Source organism: Vibrio sp. MMH1-50, assembly GCF_022347645.1.
Classification (GTDB): domain Bacteria; phylum Pseudomonadota; class Gammaproteobacteria; order Enterobacterales; family Vibrionaceae; genus Vibrio; species Vibrio harveyi.
Genome location: NZ_JAKRGG010000077.1, coordinates 1 through 4366, shown reverse-complemented (window position 1 = coordinate 4366; position 4366 = coordinate 1). Strand labels below are relative to the sequence as shown.

Genomic DNA, 4366 nt, shown 5'->3' with positions numbered 1-4366 from the left:
TTGTCGCTCGGTGCCTCGCGACTAACAAACTGCTCAAGAGGGATTCGCAACGCGTGGCATTTTTACTATGCGTTGAATTTAGTGATTAAGGTGGTTTGCAGCGGCTTCGGTATTGCGTTGCTCACCCCTTAGCAGGGCGTTAGGCGAGATAGGAGAAACTTGTGAATCCAGGATACGTATATATTTTAATAAATGAATCTATGCCCGGCTTATTAAAAATCGGCAAGACTCGTAGAGACAGTAGGTCAAGGGCTAGAGAGCTATATAAAACAGGAGTCCCAACACCTTATCACGTGGCATTTGAATTGTTTTGTGATGACTACAATCATGCCGAAAAAGCTATTCACGAAGAGCTTTCTGATTTTAGAGTCAATAATAATCGTGAGTTTTTTAGGTATCCTTTAGACAAAGCTATAAAGCTGGTACAGACCTTTGCTGGGAACACTTCTGAGGAAGATGCATTTTCTGCTATAGATATAACTGAAGGCTTAATGTCAAAATACTCTCAATGGATTAAACCTGATATTGTTTCGGTTCGTATCGTTCAACCAAGAGAACGTGTATGGCTAGAAATCACTCAAGAAAAAGAAATTGGTGGTTATTTAGTAGATCAGATTATTACTCGCTCTGATTTAGGATTCATCACTGATGGTAAAGGCGAAAGTGAGTTGTACTTTTCACCTGATTCGTCGATATCTTTTAATGCACAATTGTTTATAAGTGATTTTGATCCCTTCTCTATTATTAACACTACAGACTTATTTCATGAGGATGGCGCAAATGAGGTGAATGAAAAATATAACCCACATCGCGCCTAACAAAGCATTTAAGAGTGATTCGCAACGCTTGGCGTTTTCGCTTCGCTCAAGTATAGCCAAGCGTCGCTCACACCTTAATGCGGCGTTATGTGCTCAAAACAGAAAAATTAATGAACGGAATACAATGGAGGAAAAATGAATTATTGGAATTGTTCTAGTTGTGGCGAGAGTATGTCAGATCATGGTCAAAAGCAGATATCAGGAAATGATACGTATATTCTATTATACGAGTGCCTAAAGTGTTCTACACACGGGTACACTGTTACAAAAAACACAAGAGATATTCAAGGGGCAAGTGTTTTAAAGGTTTTGGATAAAGATTCCTCTGATCAAGCTACTATTGATCAAGAAATACAAAATCATATGTCCTAATCTCCCATAAAAATTAGTTGTAGTAGTTGGCTAATCTAGGTGCTGTGAGAACGCACATAACAAAGCGTTTAAGAGTGATTCGTAACGCTTGGCATTTTTAACTTGCGTTAGTTTTGGTGTTTAAGGTGGAATGCAGAAACTTCGGTATTGCGTTACTCACACCTTAACGCGGCGTTATATTGTTTTTCAAGTTCAGGGATTAAAATGGGTGAGTTATTTAACACTCTGATGGTTTGTGCGGTGTTGGCTTCATTGTTTCCGCTTATAAAATCCAGCAAGAGTTTTTATGATGAATGGAATGAAATGGAGAATGAGCATTGGCGTTCTAGAGGGGCTCCACCGTTCGTAGTGTTCCATTTTGGTATGTTCTTATTTGTCCCAATGCTTTTCGGCAAAGATCTGGATCAACTGAATAATAAGAGGTTGATAAAACTTAGGAATGATCTCAGGTACAGCTTTGCTATTTTTTCGCTACTGTTGCTCGCATCCCAGTTAAATCAATAAATTGGTTCTGGCAGCATCAATATAACAAAGCGTTTAAGACGGATTCACAACGCTTGGCGAATTCACTTCCAGTTGAGTTAAGTGTTTAAGGTACAATGGTTTAGGTCAGGTGGTTAGCGTTGTTCACCACTTAACGCGGCGTTATATGAGTTTACTCTTCAACAGAACAGATTTTGAGATAATTTATGAGTGAATATGTAAATCCTATTGAGCAGCTTATCCATAGTACTGTACGTATTAATTGTGATGACGGTAAAGGTAACAGTTCATCAGGAAGTGGTTATGTCTTTTTCTTCTGTGAAAAAGAAGAACAAAGTATCCCTTGTATTGTAACTAATAAGCATGTTGTGTTGGGGCTCAAACTGGTAGCTTTAATCTAACCTTAAAAGGTGAGGACGATAAACCAGTACTTGGCTCTCATGAGGTAATTACGTTAGATAACCTTTCTCAATATTGGATCCCTCATCCAAATCCTAACGTAGATTTAGCGATTATTCCTATTGGCCCGATTCTCAATAAAGCTGATCACGAGGGTAAGCGGTTTTATTATATCCCTCTTGGCAAAGGAGTTCTCGCTGATGAACAACTATTAAACTCGCTTCCTTCAATGGAGGAAATCGTTATGATCGGTTATCCCAATGGGATATGGGATGCCAAGCATAATTTACCGATCATTCGCAGGGGTATTACAGCAACTCACCCTAAACTGCCCCTAAATGGTAAGCCTGAGTTTTTAATTGACGCAGCTTGTTTTCCAGGCTCATCAGGATCTCCTGTATTCTTGGCAAATATTGGTAGTTTTGTAGATCATACAGGCGCTTTGGTTGCAGGCACTCGAATTGCATTATTGGGGACTCTATACGCAGGTCCTCAACATACAACTACAGGTGACGTGGTTGTCATAGAAGTTCCAACAGACTCTAAATCAATTTCAGTGGGGAGCATTCCTAATAATCTTGGATTAGTTATCCACTCGTCTGAACTTTTAGCTTTTGAACAAGTTATTGAAGACAGGTTGCGTAACGAGCCATCATTATCACGGAATAGCCTCTGTAATTGTGGAAGTGGAAATAAATACAAAAACTGCTGTGGGAAACTCATATAACAATGCGTTGCTCACACCTTAACAGGGCGTTAGCCGTCATGGATCTTGCTATACTCAAAGTGATAGAATAGTATCACTTTAGTATTCCTTTGGAGCAGCTCTCATGAAAGTAGAACTAGTTACATCACTCAAACGTCAAGCAACTAAGATCCTCGCCGATCTCCACGACACCAAAGAACCAGTGTTAATTACTGAGCATGGTAAGCCATCTGCGTATCTAGTTGATGTTGATGACTACGAATTTATGCAAAATCGTTTAGCTATTCTTGAGGGTATTGCACGAGGTGAGCGTGCACTAGCTGATGGTAAAGTTGTAAGTCATGATGAAGCCAAGGACAAAATGTCAAAATGGCTGAAGTAATCTGGACTGAACCAGCGTTATCTGACCTCAATGATATCGCTGAATACATCGCACTTGAAAATATCGTAGCTGCAAAGCAGTTAGTACAAACGATCTTCTCCAAAGTCGAACGCCTACAAACTTTCCCAGAGTCAGGTCGTATTCCACCCGAGCTAGAACATTTAAGTTATCGTGAAGTTGTCGTTAATCCATGTCGTGTTTTCTATAAACAAGACGGTGACAAAGTGTTTATTTTCGCAACGCGTGGCATTTTTACTATGCGTCGGTTTTAGTGTTTAAGGTGGTATGCAGGGGCTTCAGTATTGCGTTGCTCACACCTTAACAGGGCGTTAGCTGCTAAAGCATAGAGGAGACAGTTGAGTGATACCATTACCATCTAATTATGACGATTTTGATCCGCATTTCTCATCGGGTTGGGAAGAGATCTCATATCCAGTGGAAACAACCCCGAGAGTATATTTGGATTTCGCAATTGAAGACATTGAGTCATCTCATGGGCAGAAGCACAGTCGAATCTTAGTTAACGCATTATCAAATGCGAAGCGTGCATTGCATTTACAAGTTGAAACCATTGCTAAATCATTAGGTTTTATTCAACCAAGACGTGGTTTCCCGAATTTTCATGCTTATTTGGGGTTTTGTGAAAGGTGTGGGGTTGTGACTCCGAGAATCCTTAAAAAACTAAATACTGTTCGTAATGCAGTGGAGCATGAGTATTACATCCCTACGGAATCCGAAACTGAAGATTTTATTGATGTCGTCGAGTTGTTTTTAGCTGCCACTGATAAATTTATCTACCGATTTCCAACGGAAATTGAGTGGTTACCTGGAAAGGTAGACGAGTCAGTTCAGTTTAACATTGACTACGTTAACCTTAAGCCTAACTCTGGAGCTTTGATGTTGGTTTCACATGAAAAAGGAAATGACGAAAGTTTGGAGCTAGACCCTTCGATGGATGAGTATTTTGTTTGGTTAAAGATTCTATGCGATGGTGTTCACAAAGGAAACTTTAACCATCGCAGCTAACAAAGCATTTAAGAGTGATTCGCAACGCTTGGCGCTTTCGCTTCGCTCAAGTATAGCCAAGCGTCGCTCACACCTTAATGCGGCGTTATGCATATTAGAGAGAATAATGAACTCATATACGAGCGAGTGTAAAAGGTTGTCTATCAATGCACGAGCTGCAATTGGTCTGCTTATATTTGA

General features: G+C 40.0%; 6 protein-coding genes. All 6 read left to right on the top strand.

Features of this window, described 5'->3' with window-relative positions; all coding sequences use genetic code 11:
- Positions 1-161: 161 nt before the first annotated feature.
- The 6 genes from MHO32_RS25385 (at position 162) to MHO32_RS25350 (ending at position 4186) form a co-directional block, all read left to right on the top strand.
- Entirely contained in the window at positions 162-818 is a 657-nt protein-coding gene (locus MHO32_RS25385) for a GIY-YIG nuclease family protein (protein WP_054963683.1), read from the top strand.
- A gap of 1061 nt (positions 819-1879) precedes the next feature.
- Complete coding sequence (locus tag MHO32_RS25375; RefSeq protein WP_239214931.1) at positions 1880-2074, top strand: hypothetical protein; 195 nt, start codon at positions 1880-1882, stop codon at positions 2072-2074.
- Between the two features lie 242 nt (positions 2075-2316).
- Positions 2317-2799 carry an SEC-C metal-binding domain-containing protein gene (locus tag MHO32_RS25370; RefSeq protein WP_239214928.1) on the top strand — a complete coding sequence of 161 codons (483 nt, stop codon included), beginning with the start codon at positions 2317-2319 and terminating at the stop codon, positions 2797-2799.
- Between the two features lie 103 nt (positions 2800-2902).
- Positions 2903-3160 carry a type II toxin-antitoxin system Phd/YefM family antitoxin gene (locus MHO32_RS25365; RefSeq protein WP_005448240.1) on the top strand — a complete coding sequence of 86 codons (258 nt, stop codon included), beginning with the start codon at positions 2903-2905 and terminating at the stop codon, positions 3158-3160.
- A complete protein-coding gene (locus MHO32_RS25360; protein ID WP_239214926.1) occupies positions 3148-3432 on the top strand; it encodes a type II toxin-antitoxin system RelE/ParE family toxin in 285 nt (94 codons plus the stop codon). Before MHO32_RS25365 ends, MHO32_RS25360 begins: the two co-directional genes overlap by 13 nt.
- A gap of 88 nt (positions 3433-3520) precedes the next feature.
- On the top strand, positions 3521-4186 hold the full coding sequence (locus MHO32_RS25350; RefSeq protein ID WP_239214924.1) for a hypothetical protein: 666 nt from the start codon (positions 3521-3523) through the stop codon (positions 4184-4186).
- The last annotated feature ends 180 nt before the right edge of the window (positions 4187-4366 follow it).